This window comes from Aeromonas sp. 603404 (assembly GCF_049171775.1).
GTDB lineage: Bacteria > Pseudomonadota > Gammaproteobacteria > Enterobacterales > Aeromonadaceae > Aeromonas > Aeromonas veronii_A.
Genome location: NZ_JAAKPE010000017.1, coordinates 64101 through 79284, shown reverse-complemented (window position 1 = coordinate 79284; position 15184 = coordinate 64101). Strand labels below are relative to the sequence as shown.

The 15184-nt window shown below is 60.1% G+C and carries 15 protein-coding genes; 3 read left to right on the top strand and 12 right to left on the bottom strand.

Features of this window, described 5'->3' with window-relative positions; all coding sequences use genetic code 11:
- Nucleotides 1-32 precede the first annotated feature (32 nt).
- Genes G5306_RS18670 through G5306_RS18650 form a run of 5 tightly spaced genes read right to left on the bottom strand, consistent with a single transcriptional unit; the run spans nt 33 to nt 3414 of the window.
- Nucleotides 33-1664 carry a DUF7305 domain-containing protein gene (locus G5306_RS18670; protein ID WP_421313423.1) on the bottom strand — a complete coding sequence of 544 codons (1632 nt, stop codon included), beginning with the start codon at nt 1662-1664 and terminating at the stop codon, nt 33-35.
- The gene (locus G5306_RS18665; RefSeq protein WP_421205892.1) at nt 1661-2221 is read right to left on the bottom strand and encodes a PilW family protein; all 561 of its coding nucleotides are present in this window, start codon (nt 2219-2221) and stop codon (nt 1661-1663) included. Before G5306_RS18665 ends, G5306_RS18670 begins: the two co-directional genes overlap by 4 nt.
- Nucleotides 2215-2607 (bottom strand): type IV pilus modification PilV family protein, encoded by a 393-nt coding sequence (locus tag G5306_RS18660; RefSeq protein ID WP_005343576.1) that lies wholly within the window; start codon nt 2605-2607, stop codon nt 2215-2217. The genes G5306_RS18665 and G5306_RS18660 overlap by 7 nt, the downstream gene beginning before the upstream one ends.
- On the bottom strand, nt 2604-3023 hold the full coding sequence (locus tag G5306_RS18655; RefSeq protein ID WP_421313422.1) for a GspH/FimT family pseudopilin: 420 nt from the start codon (nt 3021-3023) through the stop codon (nt 2604-2606). The genes G5306_RS18660 and G5306_RS18655 overlap by 4 nt, the downstream gene beginning before the upstream one ends.
- Nucleotide 3024: 1 nt before the next feature.
- Entirely contained in the window at nt 3025-3414 is a 390-nt protein-coding gene (locus tag G5306_RS18650; RefSeq protein ID WP_042054203.1) for a type IV pilin protein, read from the bottom strand.
- A gap of 401 nt (nt 3415-3815) precedes the next feature.
- Between G5306_RS18650 and G5306_RS18645 the strand changes: the two genes are divergently transcribed.
- Both G5306_RS18645 and G5306_RS18640 read left to right on the top strand, forming a co-directional pair.
- Nucleotides 3816-5354, top strand: coding sequence for an AlkA N-terminal domain-containing protein (locus tag G5306_RS18645; RefSeq protein ID WP_421313420.1), 1539 nt, complete (start codon nt 3816-3818; stop codon nt 5352-5354).
- The gene (locus tag G5306_RS18640; RefSeq protein WP_139461154.1) at nt 5351-5824 is read left to right on the top strand and encodes a methylated-DNA--[protein]-cysteine S-methyltransferase; all 474 of its coding nucleotides are present in this window, start codon (nt 5351-5353) and stop codon (nt 5822-5824) included. The genes G5306_RS18645 and G5306_RS18640 overlap by 4 nt, the downstream gene beginning before the upstream one ends.
- A gap of 68 nt (nt 5825-5892) precedes the next feature.
- Here G5306_RS18640 and G5306_RS18635 read toward each other — a convergent pair whose 3' ends face one another.
- The 3 genes from G5306_RS18635 to G5306_RS18625 all read right to left on the bottom strand — a co-directional run bounded on the left by G5306_RS18635 (nt 5893) and on the right by G5306_RS18625 (nt 9527).
- Complete coding sequence (locus G5306_RS18635) at nt 5893-7752, bottom strand: peptidase U32 family protein (protein WP_421313419.1); 1860 nt, start codon at nt 7750-7752, stop codon at nt 5893-5895.
- A gap of 97 nt (nt 7753-7849) precedes the next feature.
- Nucleotides 7850-8458 carry a LysE family translocator gene (locus G5306_RS18630; RefSeq protein WP_058057313.1) on the bottom strand — a complete coding sequence of 203 codons (609 nt, stop codon included), beginning with the start codon at nt 8456-8458 and terminating at the stop codon, nt 7850-7852.
- A gap of 127 nt (nt 8459-8585) precedes the next feature.
- Nucleotides 8586-9527 (bottom strand): LysR family transcriptional regulator, encoded by a 942-nt coding sequence (locus G5306_RS18625; protein WP_115522808.1) that lies wholly within the window; start codon nt 9525-9527, stop codon nt 8586-8588.
- Nucleotides 9528-9752: 225 nt separating this feature from the next.
- Between G5306_RS18625 and G5306_RS18620 the strand changes: the two genes are divergently transcribed.
- A complete protein-coding gene (locus tag G5306_RS18620) occupies nt 9753-10841 on the top strand; it encodes a ketoacyl-ACP synthase III (protein ID WP_216979369.1) in 1089 nt (362 codons plus the stop codon).
- 226 nt (nt 10842-11067) lie between these two features.
- Here the strand turns inward: G5306_RS18620 and pnp are convergent, their stop codons facing one another.
- From pnp to rbfA, 4 genes are all read right to left on the bottom strand, one after another.
- Entirely contained in the window at nt 11068-13209 is a 2142-nt protein-coding gene (gene pnp / locus G5306_RS18615; protein ID WP_216979370.1) for a polyribonucleotide nucleotidyltransferase, read from the bottom strand.
- A gap of 169 nt (nt 13210-13378) precedes the next feature.
- Nucleotides 13379-13648, bottom strand: a complete 270-nt coding sequence (gene rpsO / locus G5306_RS18610) for a 30S ribosomal protein S15 (RefSeq protein WP_216979371.1) — start codon at nt 13646-13648, stop codon at nt 13379-13381.
- 146 nt (nt 13649-13794) lie between these two features.
- Nucleotides 13795-14745 carry a tRNA pseudouridine(55) synthase TruB gene (truB, locus tag G5306_RS18605; protein WP_245094887.1) on the bottom strand — a complete coding sequence of 317 codons (951 nt, stop codon included), beginning with the start codon at nt 14743-14745 and terminating at the stop codon, nt 13795-13797.
- Between the two features lies 1 nt (nt 14746).
- Nucleotides 14747-15184, bottom strand: coding sequence for a 30S ribosome-binding factor RbfA (gene rbfA, locus G5306_RS18600; protein ID WP_005338799.1), 438 nt, complete (start codon nt 15182-15184; stop codon nt 14747-14749).

The window sequence follows — 15184 nt, the reverse complement described above, 5'->3', positions numbered from 1 at the left end:
CCCATTCGATCCTTTTTAGCGGCTCACCAGCCTCACTGCACAAAGTGCCACTGTCGCAGTGCCAGCGTCGGAGGCGGCCCCTGATCTTCGCCCATATCCGCCATGCCCAGCGCCTCGTCATAGTGCACACCGCCCGCGCCACTCTCGGTCAAGTGTTTTGCCCGCACCGCCCCGTACAGACCGCCACTTCCGCTGATCTTCATCTCGGTCAGCGGGGCATAGAGAGCAGCATAGAGCGGCGTATTGCCCGACAGCTTGACCCCATCCTTGCCGCTATACGCGGAATAGATGGATATAGCGGGCGTACCGCCAGCGGTCAGCCCCTGCTTGGCTGCCGTCACCTCGGCACCGGCCCCGAGATCGACCTTGCCGCTGACGATCAGGGTCAGACTGCTCCCCTCGCTCACCGTCAACTTGTTGCTGCCAGTCATGGTGAAATCCTTGTCGATCAGCAGCACCACATCCCCCTTGATGGTGAGACTGGCATCGGCCCCCATATTGAGGCTGTCGAGCTTGTAAATAGTCTGTTCCTTGCCAAACAGCTCCCCCTTGCCGGGGAACGGCAGCCCGGGCTTATGCTGGTTGCTGCTGGTGACCGAGCCAGTGGAGGGATCCGTGGTCAGCACCATCTGCTGGGTGGCCCCGAGCGTCAGGGGGCCATTGATGGGCAATGTTGCAGGGGGAAACGATTTGGGCAACGCGGCCACATTGAGCGGGTCACACACCTGCCCGGCTACCGGTGGCAGCTTGGGGTGAGTGCGGTATTGGGGATCCAGATACTTCTGATGCTTGGCATCAAGGAATGCCCCCTTCCCACCATAGTTCAACTTGTCGCCAGCAATGCTTGTGCCATGACCCATAGAGACATCACCATTGATCGCAACAGCTCCGGCAATATGCCCCCCTTGCAAGGCAAAATTTCCACTCCCGTTCACGCTGCCCTCAACCCTGACGACCCCATCAGAGGGAGAAATGGTGATATCGCCGCCAGCAAGTACATTACCCGCAACAGGTGAAGAGCCGTTCAAGGTCACCGAGCCGGTCGCCCGCACATCACCCCAGATGGGGGAGTGCCCGGCGAGCACTACATTGGCCTTGTCGCTGACGGTCGCCACCTTGGCGTTTTGCCCTTGATTAAGAGTCCCGGAAACAGACTCCTTGTACGCCCCCTTGCGCGAGTCGTAGCTGTCGATAAAACCGCTACCGGAGAGGCTCAACCCTTCACACGCCACCACTGAATCCTGAAAGATGAGATTGCCGGGCTCGCGCTTAAGGGCAAACAGGGCGTTGAGGCTGGCATTACCCTCCAGATAGCGGCCATGGCTCTGCAACGCCAGCTTGCTGCCGGCGGAGGCATCCAGCTGTTCGATGCTAAAGCGGCTACCCGCCATGGCCCCTTCGCCCTTGCTTGGCACCTTCTGCACCAGCTGAGCCCACTCTATCCGCGGTTCGGCGCCAAGGGCCTGATGCAGGGCACGATAACTCTCGTTCATCCCCTGCTCGGCACTGAGCTGCGCATTGATCTTCTTGTGAAAATTGCCGCTCAGGCGAGTTTGCAACTGGTTCTCCTGAATGCTGGTAAACACCAGCAGACTCGACAGCAGGCTCACCACCAGCACCACCAGCAGTACGGCTCCCCGCTGCCCCTGCAATCCCTTGTTCATCCCGCTCCCCCTGCTGTGGCGTTGGCACCGGATGTGGCCAACGCTGCCGCCCAGACCGCCTTGCGGCGGGCCACCTGCACCTCTACTCCGGGTGCCAGATAGCTGGGCAGCCCTTCGGGCAAGATGCGGATATTGACCAGTGCACCCTGCTGGCCGAATTCAAGATCCTGAAGATGGGCCAGCAACAGGCGCGGGCCATCTCCGTCATCGCAACTGAGTACCGGCGGCGTGAAGCGGTACTGCTCGGTAAAATCGGCGGTTTTCTGGTTGCCAAGGCAGGAGAGCACCTGACTGCCCCCCTCTACCTTGAAAGCCAGCGTCAGGCGATCAGGAGTGACCGCAATTAGCTGATCCGCCTGCTTGATGCTGTTGGTAAAGGTGAGAGTGGCAAAGCGCAGCACTTCGTTCGCCTGCTCCAGCGCCTTGCTCTGCTCGACCGTGCTCTTGATTGGGGCGTAACCGGCAAAAATCGCCAGCATCAACATCAGACCGAGCACCATGGAGATCATCAGCTCGACAAGACTGACACCTAGTTGCCGGGAGGGGATGCTCAGCATAAAGGCGGAAATCCTGCGTTCAGCTCCACCCGCTTGGCGCCGGAGACCCGCTCATCCTGCCACTCGATAGCGACCACAAAGTTGTCGCTATAACGGTTCGGTAGCACCAGCCGATGACCCTCGTGCAGGGTGAAGCGTGCAAGAAAATCGGCCTGGGTGAACCGCTCGGGCTTGCGCTGCACTTCACACAGCGAACTCCAGATCTGCTCCACGCTGTTGCTCGCCTCGATCGTGGCCAGCGTGCTCTGCAAGCTGTAATGCGCCTGCTGCAACGAGACCACCTGCCCCTTGGCGAGACCGAGAAACACCATCACCGCCAACACCATGGAAACCATGATCTCCACCAGATTGAAGCCCTGCTGGCGGGCAAGTGCGGCGTATCTCATGAGCAGCTCCCTTGCAGCAGCTGGCCGCTCGGGGCCACGCAAAGGACCCGCTGCTCACCGAGGCGATTGGCCAGAATGATCTCGGCGTGGCTGCTGCTGCCGGTTGGCGCGATCTGGATCGGCTCAAACGGCTTGATCACCACGCCGCCACCGGGAGCCGATGCCTGACGCAACCGCTGGCTGTCGGCCATCACCTCCCAGCCACCGTTCTCGGTGCCCTGCAGTACCACCGGCAGGGTCAGCTTGACCGCTTCGCTGCGGGCAAAGCGGTAGGCAGACGCGAGCTCGGTCGCGCTGCGATCGAGCCGTTCGGCCGCGAGGCGCTGACTCATGGAGGGCAACCCGACCAATAGCAAGATGGCGGCGATGCCGACCGTGATCATCAACTCAATCAGAGTAAATCCGCGCACGTTCATCTTATGATCCCCAGCAGTCATGGCGATTGGCCGCGCGATAACCGGTCTGATCGAGGGTCAGAGTGCCGCACTCATCCTGTTGTCGCGTCGTTGGAATGGCTTTGAGCAGGTAGTCGCCAGCATCTTGCTGGCTGTAGCTGAACTGGTAGAAATCCGTGTTGGAAGGGGTGGCAAACGTGTCGGGATAACGGCCCTGTTGGGTATAGATACGTTCGAGGGCGAGCGCCTGCTCCAGCAATTGCTGCTGCGCTTCGTAACGACGTCCCTGTTGCAGATAACCCTGATACGCTGGCAACGCGATGGCCGCGAGAATGCTGACAACCGTCATGGCGATCAACAACTCGATCAGACTAAAGCCCCGGCAATGGCGCCATGCCTTACAGTCGTTCACTTATCATCCTTGGCAAGTGTTGTTGTTATTGGTCGGCCTAAGGCCGCAGATGTGATGACTTAATAATCATCAAAAATTAACTGACTCGATTGAACAACACAAAATCACCACACTCAATGTAAAAAAGATAGTTATGTGATCTGTTATTAATTTTTAAGCAGTTTTCACCGCCACTAATCTCGCCAAGCAAATAAAGCTAGGCCAATCGACATCCGTTATGCCCCCTTCTATCGAGCCGCGACATATGGACAACAACGGAGCGAAGAGTGAAACCCAACCGTGCAATAAAAGAGCAAAAAAACCTTTGGCCAATTTTTGCTATCCCTGTCCGTTTCTGGCTAGTAACGGCCTCCGCGCCCCCTTACTCTCTTGCCATCTATTCCAGCAAAGCTGCCAACACCATGAATGCAAAGCACAGCCCTGAGTCGTCACCGGATGAGGTGATCAACACCCTCAGCCGCGAGCAGTGTCACGCCGCACGGCTCGCCCGCGATGCTCGCTTCGATGGCCGCTTCTTTACCGGCGTGCTCTCGACCGGCATCTACTGCCGGCCTGTCTGCCCGGCACGGCCACCGCACGAGCACAATGTGCGCTACTTCCAAAGCGCCGCGGCCGCCGAGCAGTATGGGCTGCGACCCTGCCTGCGCTGCCGCCCTGAGCTGGCCCCCGCCGCCCGTGGCGATCTGCCGGTTGAACTGGCACATCTGCTGGCACGCATCGATCGCGGCGAGCTGGCGGAGGGCACGCTCGCTGAACTCGCCACTGAGGCCGGGATCAGCGAACGCACGCTACGCCGCCAGTTCGAGCAACATCTCGGCGCCTCACCAAAACAGGTGGAGCAGACGCGCCGCCTGCTGCTCGCGAAACGGCTGCTGACCGAAACCCGGCTCCCCATCACAGACATCGCGTTTGCCGCCGGATTTGCCAGCATCCGCCGCTTCAATGACGCCTGGCTCAACGCCTACGGACTGGCCCCGCGAAACCTGCGCCAACAAGAGGATCATGCGCCAGAGCACATGAGCGCGCAGCCGCGCGGCGCAACCCTGACACTGCAACTGCCCTACCACCCCCCATATGACGTGGCGGCCATGCTGGCGTTCTATCGGCTCCGGGCGATCCCCGGGCTGGAGCAGGTGGATGGTGAGGTGTATGAGCGGCGCTACCGGGTCGGTGATCAGGTCGCGTTGGTGCGTATCGCGCAGGGCAAGGGGCATAGCCTGCAGCTTACCGTCCATGATCTGCCGCTCGCAGCACTGCCCGATCTGCTCTATCGGGTGCGCCGGATGTGGGATCTCGATGCCGACATGCAGCGGATCGGTGATCTGCTCGGTCAGGACCCGCTGCTCGCCCGCTTGCAGGCGCGCTGGCCCGGTGTACGGCTGCCGGGTGGCTGGGACGAATACGAGGTGATGCTGCGCGCCATCGTCGGCCAGCAGGTGTCGGTCAAGGGAGCCATCACCATACTCGGGCGACTGGTGGCCCGCACCGAGGCGCAATTCGGGGTGGCGCAACTACCGACCCCCGCCCAGTTGTGCGAACTCGATCTCGACGGCATCGGCATGCCCGGCAGTCGCATTCGCACCCTGCGCGGCGTGGCACAGGCGCTGGCCAGTGGCGAGCTGACCCTCACGACAGCCAGTGACGAGCAGTTGCTGGCGCTGCCGGGCATAGGCCCCTGGACGGTCTCTTACTGGCGGCTGCGCTGCGGGCTAGATACCGATGCCTTCCCCACCTCCGATCTGGTGCTGCAAAAGGCGCTCGGAGGCGGGGCCAAGCTGCCGGTGAAAGAGGTGTTGGCGCAAAGCGCCGCCTGGCAACCGTGGCGCAGCTATGCGGCCAGCTGGCTGTGGCACGCCATGAGCGAAGCGCCCGATTTGCTGCTCCGTGCCACTGGCAACGAACAACAGCCAGATACCCAACAACAGGAGATAACACCATGATCCGCTACGATATTCTGCCGACCCGCTGCGGCGATCTGCTGGTCGCCATCAATGAATCCGGTCTGGTGCACGTGGACTTTGTGGCGGGCCTGCGGGCACTGCCCGATATGAGTGGCTGGCAGCAAGATCACGAAGCGCTGGCTCCCTTCCTCGCCGAATTTGACGCCTATTTTGCCGGTCGCTTGCAGCGCTTCTCCCTGCCCCTTGCCGCCCGTGGCACCGCCTTTCAGCAGGCGGTATGGCAAGCGTTGTGCGACATCCCCTACGGCGAGACCCGCAGCTACAGCGATATCGCTCGCACCATCGGCAAACCCGATGCGGTGCGGGCAGTGGGCGCGGCGAATGGCCGCAATCCGCTCTCGATCATCGTCCCCTGCCATCGGGTGATCGGCCAAAACGGCAGCCTGACCGGCTATGCGGGGGGATTGGAGATTAAAAAAGCACTGCTGGCGCTGGAGAGGGGCAATTAAAGGAGTCTGAGTAGAGCACCTGCGATAAAAAATTGCCCCTTTTCCAGATGGAGAAAGGGGCTCATTGATCAGCGTTTCAGGCTGCCCATCACATGCATTTCGCAGCGGTTACAGTCAAAACGCAGGCGGAAGGAGTCTTTACCCATCTTGAGTTCCAGCGGCTCGGCCTTGAGACCTGGCACCTCGTTCGGACAGAGGTTCTGGCTGTAGCGGATGCAGTGCTTGGTGATCATCAGCACCACTTCCCGCTCCTCCTTGTTCGCCTCATAGGCGGGAGCAATCCGCTCCACCCCGTGTTCGCGGAAGAACTGCTCGGCCGCGCTGTTTAGCACATTGCCAAGGTAGGAGAGACGGTGCTGGGGATAGTTGATATCCCGCAGGGCGATACGTCGCTCGGGGCGCTGGTAGCTGGCCACGCGTGCGGCCTCCAGCGCAGCGATGCCATCCCGGCGCAAGCCATTGAGCTGTGATGCGGCGATAAATAGCGGGTGAGTGAATGCCAACTCAATCTTGCGCGCCACAAACAGGGTATTGCCGAGCTTGCCAAGTTGATCCCGCGCCTGTTGCAGCGCCCGCTCCGGATTGTCGGCAGGTTGTTTGTCACAGGGAAGCGTCACCACGGCACTGATGCCCTGCTCGTCGGTGAGCGTGAGGCTCACGCCCTCATCGCACTCTGCCAGCACCATATCGACCCGGATACGGCGATCCGCGCTCGCCTTCTCCAGCATCTTGCTGAACGCCTGATCGTGGTTGCGGTAGATTTCTGTCCCCACCTTCAGCCCCGGCATGCGTTCTGACAGGAGTAACTGCTTACCTTCGACTTTGTTGAGACGCATCCCCACCAGCTCGTTATTCGGCTTGAAGAAGCCCAAACCGTCGCCGTTGTTGAGGGTGACCTGTTTGCCATCAATCTCGATGCCGTCACGGGTCACCTTGGTGACACGCCCCAGCGGTTCGCCCACATATTTCGGGCTTTTGGTGGAGTCGATCCCCTGCTGGCGACCATGGAGGAAGTAATCGGTGCTGCCGCGGTTGAAGCTCTTTTTGGGGTCAGGCGTGAAGCTGTAGCTGCAACGGCCAGCAGAGGCAGCCACCAGATCGGAGCGACTATCGAGAATGGCGTCCAGCTTCTGGCGATACCAGGCGGTAACGTTTTTGACGTAGTCGAGCCCCTTGAGTCGCCCTTCAATCTTGAAGGAGCGGATCCCCGCCTCGATCAAGGCCTCCAGGTTGTCTGTCTGATCCATATCCTTGAGGGACAGCAGGTGGCTGTCGGCCACCAGCACTTCACCGTCCGGCTTTTGCAGCGAGCAGGGCAGACGGCAGAGCTGGGCACACTCGCCACGGTTGGCGCTGCGGCCGGTACGGGCATGGCTGATATTGCACTGGCCGCTGTAGGAGACACAGAGCGCGCCGTGGATAAAGAACTCCAGCTGCACATTGGTCGCCGCGCTGATCTCGCGGATCTGCGCAAGAGACAGTTCGCGCGCCAGCACCACCTGAGAGAAACCCACATCCTGCAGAAACTTCACCTTCTCCGGCGTGCGGTTGTCGGTCTGGGTACTGGCATGAAGCGCGATGGGTGGCAAATCCAACGCCAGCAGCCCCATATCCTGCACGATGAGCGCATCTGCTCCTGCTTCATAGATTTGGTGGGTCAGCCGCCGGGCCTGCTCCAGCTCATGATCGTGCAGCAGGGTGTTGAAGGCGACAAAGACCTGGGCGCCGAAACGGTGGGCGTGGCGCGCCAGCGCTTCGATATCTTCGATGGTGTTGCCCGCCGCGCTGCGGGCGCCAAAGGCAGGGCCGCCCATGTAGACGGCATCGGCACCATGGTTGATGGCTTCGATGCCGTAGGCGAGGTTCTTGGCCGGAGCCAGAAGCTCCAACCGGTTGTTGTGGCTTAACGGGTGCTTGTTCTGGTGCATGGTCTCGGGATCAGGGCGGACAGCAAATGGGCGCTACTCTAGCCCATTCACCGCCTGCGTGCCTTGATCCCGCTTAAGGTATCCGCAAAATGCAGGATTAGATAACCACCTTGAGTGCCAGCCCGAGCAGCACCAGGCCGCTCACCTTATCGATCACAAAGGATTTGGCTTTAAGCCACGCCAGCACCGGCCCGCGGGAGAGCACCAGCGCCACCAGCACGTACCAGACGGCATCGATCCCGCCCGCGGTGAGCATCATGATGCCCCCTTCGCTCCAGCCGGTATCGGCCCGCACAAACTGGCTGAACAGGGCGATGAAGAAAACCGCCAGCTGGGGGTTAAGGAAGGCAACCATAAAACCTTCAAAGGCCCCTTGCCGACCGCGCAACTGATGTACCTCTTCATTCCCTTCGTCACTGGCTGGTTTTGCCAGCAGGGCTTTCACCCCGAGCCAGGCAAGAAACGCGGCGCCGCCGTAGCGGATCAGATCAAACAGGATCGGTGTCTGGGTGATCAAAATGGAAAGGCCGAGCGCCGTGACCAGCGCATAGATACCAACCCCGAGGCCGTGGCCAAGCGCAGTAGCGACGCCATGCCCCTGCCCGCCCTGCACCGTGTTGCGGATGATCAGCGCCAGACTCGGCCCCGGGCTGATGGCCCCCATCACGCAGATTGCGGCCAGTGCCAGCCAACTCGTCAGTTCCATGCTTTTCCTCTTTTGTGCTCGATATGATGACCTGCACTCAGGGTACGGGCTGAGCCATTATGCCAGTAGTGAAAGTTATGAATAGATTCCATAACCAATGGCTATAACGCCACACAACCGACTGCGGCTAACCGCCGAGATCGAGCAGCTTGCGACTCTCGCCAACGGTGCGTTGCAGATGATCCCGCAGGAAGGGGTAGGCCAGCTCGCGAAACCAGCGGTGGGCTGGATCCTGATGGTGGCGCTGATGCCACAGCAGATGATACTGCTGGTCGCGGGTAGCAAAGGGCAGATCGACAAAGGTGAGCTCATGGCCACAGGAGAGCTGCCAGGCGATATGGGCCGGGGTGGTCATCAGGCAATCGGTGCGCAGCAACACCTCCACTGCCGCCTGAAAGAAGGGAACTCTGGCAAACCAGCGCCGACTCAGTCCCTGCGGCGCCAACACCTGCTCCACCGGGCTGTCCTTGTCGCCTCCCCCGCTCACCTGCAGGTGAGGCCAGGCGAGATAGTCATCGAGACTCAGCGCCTTGCCCGCCAGCGGGTGGTGACGTCCCATCAACACCGCCAGCCGATCTTCCCCCTGATGCAGACCACGGATCTGATCCGGTACCTGCTCGGTGATGGTGGAGACCAGATCCAGCTCGGACTGCCACAACTGCGGCAGCTGACGCTTGTCCCACAGGCTGTACTCCAGCGCCGCCAACGGCGCCTCTTTGGCGAGCGCGGCACAGATATCGGGCAGGATATGCTGGGCCACATAATCGGAGGAGGCGAGCCGAAATACCCGCTCGCAGCGGCTCGGGTCAAATCCGGGCGCCTCGTAGAGCCGCTCCAGCGCACCGAGAGAATCCGCCAGCTGGGCGGCCAACAGTTCGGCCCGTGGCGTCAGCAGCCAGCGTTGCCCCTCCCGCACCAGCAACTCGTCATCAAACTCGCTGCGCAACTGGGCAAGCTGCTTGCTGATGGAGGGCTGACTCAGGTGCAACAGCTCGGCGGCGCGGCTGATATTGCGGGTCTCCAGCAGCACCTTGAGGGTCGGCAACAAGTTGAGATTGGCTCTGAGCAAGGAGATACCCTCATCGGTGGTGAAACGCCTATCTTAGGGCAGATGAGTCCCGCGTTTTAAGCAAAATTTCCAGCCATGTTCCGCGCGTTGCAGCCCTTTGCGACCAGATGGCACAGCTGAGCCCCCTGCACATAACCATGACCACAAGATGACAGTGGTTGTCTCGTACGGCATAATTGCACGATTTTCCGCCCGCGGGCGATCCACTTGAGAAGCGGTAACAAGATGAAATACGCCAATATCACCGGCTGGGGCAAATGCCTGCCTCCCTCCGTGCTGACCAACGACGACCTCAGCACCATCATGGATACATCAGACGAGTGGATCTATCCGCGCACCGGCATCAAGGCCCGCCGGATCTCCCATGTCAGCACCTCGGATCTCGCCACCCTGGCCGGTCGCCGCGCACTGGCCTGCGCCGGTCTGGAAGCCAGCGATCTCGATGGCATCATCCTGGCCACCGCCACCCCGGACAACCTGCTGCCAAGTGCCGCCTCTGCGGTGCAAAAGAAGCTGGGCGCCGTCAACGCCGCCGTGTTTGACCTCAACGCGGCCTGCACCGGTTTCGTCTACTCCCTCTCCGTCGCTACCTCGCTGGTGCAGGCTGGCATGATGAAGAAGGTGCTGGTGATTGGCGCCGAGCGCCTCACCTACCTGCTGGACTGGGCACGCCGCGATACCGCCGTACTGTTTGGCGATGGTGCCGGTGCCGTGGTGATAGAGGCAAGCGAGCAGGAGTGTGGCCTGATCGCCAACAAGCTGGGTTGCGACAGCGAAGCGCGGGAGATCCTGCATGTACCGAACTTCGGTACCGACCGGGTGCGTTTTGCCGATATCGATGGCCTGTTCACCTTCAACTTCGAAGGGCCGGAGATCTTCAAACGTGCTGTGCGCGGCATGGGTGAGGCCACCAGCACTGTGCTGGCGCAGGCCGGTATTGCGCCGGAGCAGGTCGACCTGATCGTGCCGCACCAGGCCAATATCCGCATCATCGAGACCCTCGCCAAACGGATGAATGCGCCGATGGAGAAGGTGATGGTCAACATCGAAAACTACGGCAACACCTCCGCCGCTACCGTACCTATCGCCCTGTGCGAAGCGCTGGAGCAGGGGCGCGTCAAGCCGAATTCCTATCTGCTGACTGCCGCCTTCGGTGCCGGCCTGACCTGGGGCGCAGCCATCATCAAGTGGGGCGATCGTGTTACCCCTATCAACAAGTGCGAGGCCGAGTTGCCACCGTGCGACCAGAGCGCACTGGAACTGATTGCTCACGCCGTCGAAGGGTGTCAGAAGGCCCACGCCAACGAGGCCTGATCCTTATCAGGAGCCTGAATCCTCAGGCTCCTTTCTCCCACACCGTTCTCCCTCCCCCTTCGCAACACTTTTCTAACCTGACCTCTTGAGGCTCCGGCAATGCCCACCACATCCTGAGCAGAGAGCCAACTTCGGCGTGATGAGCCTGAGCGCATAAAAAAGTCCGGCGCCCCAAAGGGCGCCGGACTTTTTACTGCAACCGGAGAATCCGGTTCAGGAGGACAGATTACTCTGCGGCAGGCGCTTCGGCAGCAACCGGAGCATCAGCAGCCGGGGCTGCATCAGTCGGAGCGTTCGCTTCCTTGATGGAGAGACGTACGCGGCCCTGACGGTCCACTTCCAGTACCTTCACCTTGACCACGTCACCGATAGTCAGGTGGTCAGCCACGTTCTGAACGCGAGCATCGGTGATCTGGGAGATGTGTACCAGACCATCTTTGCCCGGCAGGATGTTGACGAATGCACCGAAATCGGCCAGACGGACAACTTTACCTTCATAGATGCGGTTCACTTCGATCTCGGCGGTGATGGCCTCAATGCGACGGATCGCTTCCATGGCAGCTTCGTTGGCCACAGCGGAGATACGTACAGTACCGTCATCATCCAACTCGATGTTGGTGCCGGTCTCTTCGGTCAGCGCACGGATCACGGAACCACCCTTACCGATCACGTCCTTGATCTTCTCAGGATTGATCTTGATGGTGTGGATACGCGGTGCGAAATCGGAGATCTGGGCACGGGGAGCCTGGATTGCTTCATCCATCACTTTCAGGATGTGCAGACGAGCACCACGAGCTTGCTTCAGCGCAATCTCCATGATCTCTTTGGTGATGCCTTCGATCTTGATGTCCATTTGCAGCGCGGTCACACCTTCGGTGGTACCGGCTACTTTGAAGTCCATGTCGCCCAGGTGATCTTCGTCACCCAGAATGTCGGACAGCACGACGAAACCTTCTTCTTCCTTCACCAGACCCATGGCGATACCGGCGACGGAAGCCTTGATCGGCACACCGGCATCCATCAGCGCCAGAGAGGAACCACAGACAGACGCCATGGAGGAGGAGCCGTTGGATTCAGTGATTTCAGACACCACGCGCACCACGTACGGGAACTCAGCAGCACTCGGCATCACGGCAGCAACGCCGCGCTTGGCCAGACGGCCGTGACCGATTTCACGACGCTTCGGGCTACCCATCATGCCGGTCTCACCGACGCAGTATGGCGGGAAGTTGTAGTGTAGCATGAAGCGATCGGCACGGTTGCCGGTCAGCTCGTCGATGTTCTGGGCGTCACGCTCGGTACCCAGGGTCGCAACGACCATAGCCTGGGTTTCACCACGAGTGAACAGGGCAGAACCGTGAGCACGGGGCAATACGCCGGTAGCGACAGACAGGGCACGGATCATTTCCGGATCGCGACCATCGATACGCGGCTCACCACGCACTACGCGGCCACGAACGATGCGGCTTTCCAGGCTGTGGAACTCTTCGCCGATCTTCTTGGCATCTTCTTCCACGCCGGAAGCGATAACTTGCTCAACCACACGACCCTTGATGGCCGCGATGGTTTCGTAACGAACAGCCTTCTCGGTGATGCGGTAGGCTTCACCCAGCTCGGCGCTCGCCAGCTCGGCAACCTTGGCTTTCAGCGCTTCGTTGACGACAGGCGGAGTCCAGTCCCACGGCTTGGTGCCGACGGCAGCGGCAAATTCGTTGATGGCGTTGATAACGGTCTGCATCTGCTCGTGACCGTATACCACGGCGCCCAGCATCACCTCTTCGGAGAGGATGGCCGCTTCGGACTCAACCATCAGTACGGCGTTGGCAGTACCGGCAACAACCAGATCCAGATCGCTCTGTGGCAGTTCGGTGGTGGTCGGGTTCAGCACATACTGACCGTTCATGTAACCCACGCGAGCAGCACCGATCGGGCCGCCAAACGGAATGCCGGAGATGGCCAGCGCAGCAGAGGCGCCGATCATGGCAACGATATCGGGGGAGACTGCCGGATTCACGGACATGACGGTGGCAACCACCTGAACCTCATTGAAGAAGCCTTCCGGGAACAACGGACGAATTGGACGGTCGATCAGACGGGAGATGAGGGTCTCGCCTTCGCTCGGACGGCCTTCACGACGGAAGAAACCACCCGGGATACGACCAGCAGCATAGGTACGCTCCTGGTAGTTGACGGTCAGCGGGAAGAAATCACGGCCGTGATCGGCCTCTTTCTTGCCTACGACGGTCACAAATACACAGGTATCGTCCATGCTGACCATAACGGCCGCAGTGGCTTGACGGGCCATCACACCGGTTTCCAGTGTGACGGTGTGTTGACCGTACTGGAATGACTTAACAATAGGATTCACGTGAATTTCCTTTTTACAATTTGGCTCTTTAAATTCGCGCACAAGTATACTTGATTCGATGCAAAAGGTAAGCGGCGACACAAATTCTGTGAGGATGGCAACAAGCCGCTAAAGAGCAATAAAAAAGGGGAACCCGGAGGTTCCCCTTTTCGCGAAATCTGATGGTCGATTAACGACGCAGACCCAGCTTGGCGATCAGAGCAGCATAACGCTCGGAATCTTTACGCTTCAGGTAGTCCAGCAGCTTACGACGCTGGGAAACCATGCGCAGCAGACCGCGACGACCGTGGTGGTCCTTGGAGTGCTCTTTGAAGTGACCTTGCAGATGGTTGATCTGGGCAGTCAGCAGGGCAACTTGCACTTCGGGGGAACCGGTGTCGTTGGCGCCACGAGCGTGCTCGGCAACGATTTGAGCTTTGATCTCAGCATTTAGAGACATGGTATTACTCCAGTAGAGTGTTTAAAGGTTCACAGCCAATCTCTAATTCAGCCGTGAAATGAGGGCGGTATGATAATCGTCCCTGCCCATTTTCGCAACGAGAAAGAAGCGAGAGAGGGAAAGAGCACGCCGATACCGCCTGAGGATCACTCCTCGTCGTGATAACGTACCAGTCGCTTGGGGGCGACGCGGCCATCATCATCAATCTCGCCAACCCCGATGAACTCGCGCTCCGGGCCGACCGTCATACGAACCTGACCGCTGTGCGGCGCACCCGCCACCTGCACGGCCTGGCCCTGATTCACATAGGCAGCCACAACAGCCAGCATGTTCACCTCGGGCAAGCTTGCCACGGCAGTATCCATCGGCAGCAACAGGGGATCCAGCTGCTCGCGCGGCGGGATGCTCTCGGCCTTGGCCTGCTCGAAAATACACTCGAGCTGCTCCAGAGTCAGCATCCGCTCGTACGGATAGCTGGCCACCTGGGTACGGCGCAACTGGGTCACGTGGGCGCCACAACCCAGCACTTCACCCAGATCATCCACCAGAGAGCGGATATAGGTGCCCTTGCTGCAGTGCACTTCAAGGCGCACTTCATCACCTTCGAAACTCAGCAGTTTGAGCTCGAATACGGTGATGGGACGGGCTTCACGCTCAATCTCGATACCTTCGCGGGCATATTCGTAGAGCGGACGGCCGTTGTGCTTGAGCGCGGAGTACATGGACGGCACCTGCATGATGGGGCCGCGGAACTGGTCCAGCGCCTCAATCAGGGTACCGACAGCCACGTTCACCGGACGGGTGGAGACCACCTCACCATCGGAGTCGCTGGTGTTGGTGCGCTCGCCCAGTTTGGCGGTCACCTCATAGCGCTTGTCCGCTTCCAGCAGATACTGGGAGAACTTGGTGGCCTCACCGAGGCAAATCGGCAGCATGCCGGTCGCCAGCGGATCCAGCGCCCCGGTATGACCGGCCTTGGCAGCGTTGTAAATCCGCTTGACCTTCTGCAACACATCGTTGGAGGTCAGGCCGGTCGGCTTGTCCAGCAGCAGAATGCCGTGCACATCACGGCCCTTGAAACGACGTCTTCGGGTCATCTCAGGCTTTATCCTCAGTCGTGTCATCCGGTGCGGATTCAGCTTCTTCGTCACGGCCGGATTCGGCCATGCGGCGCTTGTCTTCACGCACAGTGTTGGTCACCAGGTTGGAGAGACGCATCCCCTCGACCAGGGTCTGGTCGTAGTAGAAACGCAGCTCGGGCACCACGCGCAGACGCATGGCACTGCCCAGCAGACTACGGATATATCCGGCTGCTTCGGTCAGACCCTGCAAGCCTTCCTTGATGCGCTCGGCATCATTTTCCAGCTGCAAGAAGGTGACGTAAATTTTGGCATAGTTGAGGTCACGGGACACTTCCACATCGGAAACGGTCACCATGCCGATGCGCGGGTCTTTCACCTCGCGCTGCAGGATCAGCGCGATTTCACGCTGGATCTGCTGTCCGACCCGACGGGTCCGGCTGAATTCTCTGGCCAT

Excerpts from the sequence above, each read along its gene's own strand:
- G5306_RS18670 (WP_421313423.1), bottom strand. The coding sequence starts at position 1,664 with ATGAACAAGGGATTGCAGGGGCAGCGGGGAGCCGTACTGCTGGTGGTG.
- rpsO (WP_216979371.1), bottom strand. The coding sequence starts at position 13,648 with ATGTCTCTAAATGCTGAGATCAAAGCTCAAATCGTTGCCGAGCACGCT.
- G5306_RS18660 (WP_005343576.1), bottom strand. The coding sequence starts at position 2,607 with ATGAGATACGCCGCACTTGCCCGCCAGCAGGGCTTCAATCTGGTGGAG.
- G5306_RS18645 (WP_421313420.1), top strand. The coding sequence starts at position 3,816 with ATGAATGCAAAGCACAGCCCTGAGTCGTCACCGGATGAGGTGATCAAC.
- truB (WP_245094887.1), bottom strand. The coding sequence starts at position 14,745 with ATGACCCGAAGACGTCGTTTCAAGGGCCGTGATGTGCACGGCATTCTG.
- G5306_RS18630 (WP_058057313.1), bottom strand. The coding sequence starts at position 8,458 with ATGGAACTGACGAGTTGGCTGGCACTGGCCGCAATCTGCGTGATGGGG.
- rbfA (WP_005338799.1), bottom strand. The coding sequence starts at position 15,184 with ATGGCCAGAGAATTCAGCCGGACCCGTCGGGTCGGACAGCAGATCCAG.
- G5306_RS18620 (WP_216979369.1), top strand. The coding sequence starts at position 9,753 with ATGAAATACGCCAATATCACCGGCTGGGGCAAATGCCTGCCTCCCTCC.
- G5306_RS18635 (WP_421313419.1), bottom strand. The coding sequence starts at position 7,752 with ATGCACCAGAACAAGCACCCGTTAAGCCACAACAACCGGTTGGAGCTT.
- G5306_RS18655 (WP_421313422.1), bottom strand. The coding sequence starts at position 3,023 with ATGAACGTGCGCGGATTTACTCTGATTGAGTTGATGATCACGGTCGGC.
- G5306_RS18640 (WP_139461154.1), top strand. The coding sequence starts at position 5,351 with ATGATCCGCTACGATATTCTGCCGACCCGCTGCGGCGATCTGCTGGTC.
- G5306_RS18665 (WP_421205892.1), bottom strand. The coding sequence starts at position 2,221 with ATGCTGAGCATCCCCTCCCGGCAACTAGGTGTCAGTCTTGTCGAGCTG.